Raw genomic sequence first — 1,930 nt, 5'->3', positions numbered from 1 at the left:
CTGCTCGCCCCGCCGGCCCCGGTCCAACTGCTCGACGTCGTGCCCGCCCCGCAGCGCGTCGAGCCGGACCCGGCCGAGGACTGGCTGCTGTCACCCGACGCCGTCATCGTGACCAGCGCCGACCCCGCCGCGCTGACGGTCGCCGCGTACCTCGCCGAGCTGCTCCGACCGGCCACCGGTTACCCGCTGCCGGTCACCGACACCACCCGACCGGCAGCGGCCGGCGGCATCGCCCTAGTGCTGACCGGCGACGACGCCAGCCTCAACGACGATGACGGCCTGGGCGCCGAGGGTTACCAGCTCGCCGTGACCCGCGCCGGAGTCACCATCACCGCGGCCACCGCCAGCGGCCTCTTCCACGGCGTGCAGACCCTGCGCCAGCTGCTGCCACCGACGATCGAGAGCGCGGTCCCGGTCACCGAACGGTGGATGCTGCCCGGCGGGACCATCACCGACGCACCCCGGTTCCCGTACCGGGGCGCGATGCTCGACGTGGCACGCCACTTCTTCCCCGTCGAGGACGTGCTGCGCGTCGTCGACCACCTGGCCCGCTACAAGCTCAACCACCTGCACCTGCACCTCACCGACGACCAGGGCTGGCGGATCGCCGTCGACTCCTGGCCAAGGCTGAGCACCGTCGGCGGGGCGACCGAGGTCGGCGGCGGCCCGGGTGGGCACTACACGAAGGCCGACTACCGGCGGATTGTCTCCTACGCCGCCGCCCGCCACGTCACCGTCGTCCCGGAGATCGACCTCCCCGGGCACACCAACTCGGCGTTGGTCGCGTACCCCGAGCTGGCACCGGACAAGGTCGCACCGCCGCCGTACACCGGCACCGAGGTCGGCTTCAGCTACGTCGACCCGGCTGACGAGCGGACGTACGACTTCATCACCGACGTGCTGGGTGAGGTGGCCGCGCTCACCCCCGGGCCCTGGCTGCACATCGGCGGAGACGAGGCTTTCAAGGTCAAGGGCGAGGTCTACACCGGTTTCGTCGAGCGGACGCAGCGGATCGTCGCCGACACGGGCAAGACCGTCGTCGGTTGGCACCAGCTCGCGCCGGCCGCGCACGTCGACGGACGGGTCCTGCAGTGGTGGGGCACGAACGGCGACGACCCGGCCACCCTCGAGGCGGTACGCCGGGGCGCCCGGCTGATCCTCTCCCCCGGCAACCACGCCTACCTGGACATGAAGTACGCCCCGGACACCCCGGTCGGGCAGGACTGGGCCGGCCTCATCGACGTGCGCCGGGCGTACGACTGGGATCCCGGGTCACACGTGACGGGCGTGGCCGACGATGCGGTGCTCGGTGTCGAGGCGCCGCTCTGGACCGAATCGGTCACCTCGCTGGCCGAGATCGAGTTCATGCTGCTGCCCAGGCTGCCCGCCATCGCCGAGCTGGGTTGGTCTCCCCGGGCGACGCACGACTGGGCCGGGTTCCGCGACCGGTTGGCCGGGCACGGCCGGCGCTGGACCGCCGCCGGAATCACCTTCCACCGCGCGCCCGAAGTCCCCTGGCCGGTCGAGGGTGCCGGGTCCGCCCAGCCCGTCCGCCCGCAGATCCCGGCCCAGCCCGGCCCCGACAACGCCGCCGTGCCCAGCACCGACAACCCCTGAGGCCCCCGAAACCGGTCAGATCACCTCACCTTGATCGGGCGTGCCCGCCGGCCGCCGCCTGGGCGAAGCCCGCGGTGCGCGGCCACGGGCGGCGTCCGCACCTGAGAGCCCGATACCTCAGAGTCATATTTATGCCTCTGAGTCATCGGCCTCAACCCAGTGGCCTCGCCCGCCAGCCCGTTTGCGCGTGTCTCACGGGCACTGTCGGCTCGGCTCGGCCACTGAGAGGTGATCGACTCCAGCTCGCCGACATCGGGGCATTGTGCGCCCGGGACACAACGACATCGCCGATACCTGTCCCTTATACACATCT

At 71.9% G+C, this 1,930-nt stretch carries 1 protein-coding gene; it reads left to right on the top strand.

The genetic code is table 11. From position 1 onward, the window contains the following. A partial coding sequence (locus EAD89_RS28670) for a beta-N-acetylhexosaminidase (RefSeq protein ID WP_121677875.1) occupies nucleotides 1–1,617 on the top strand: 1,617 nt, incomplete at its 5' end. Between the last annotated feature and the right edge of the window lie 313 nt (nucleotides 1,618–1,930).

It is taken from the genome of Micromonospora sp. BL4 (assembly GCF_003667505.1).
Classification (GTDB): Bacteria; Actinomycetota; Actinomycetes; order Mycobacteriales; family Micromonosporaceae; genus Micromonospora.
The sequence above is the reverse complement of the archived record's forward strand: the minus strand, read 5'-3'. Positions and strand labels throughout refer to the sequence as shown.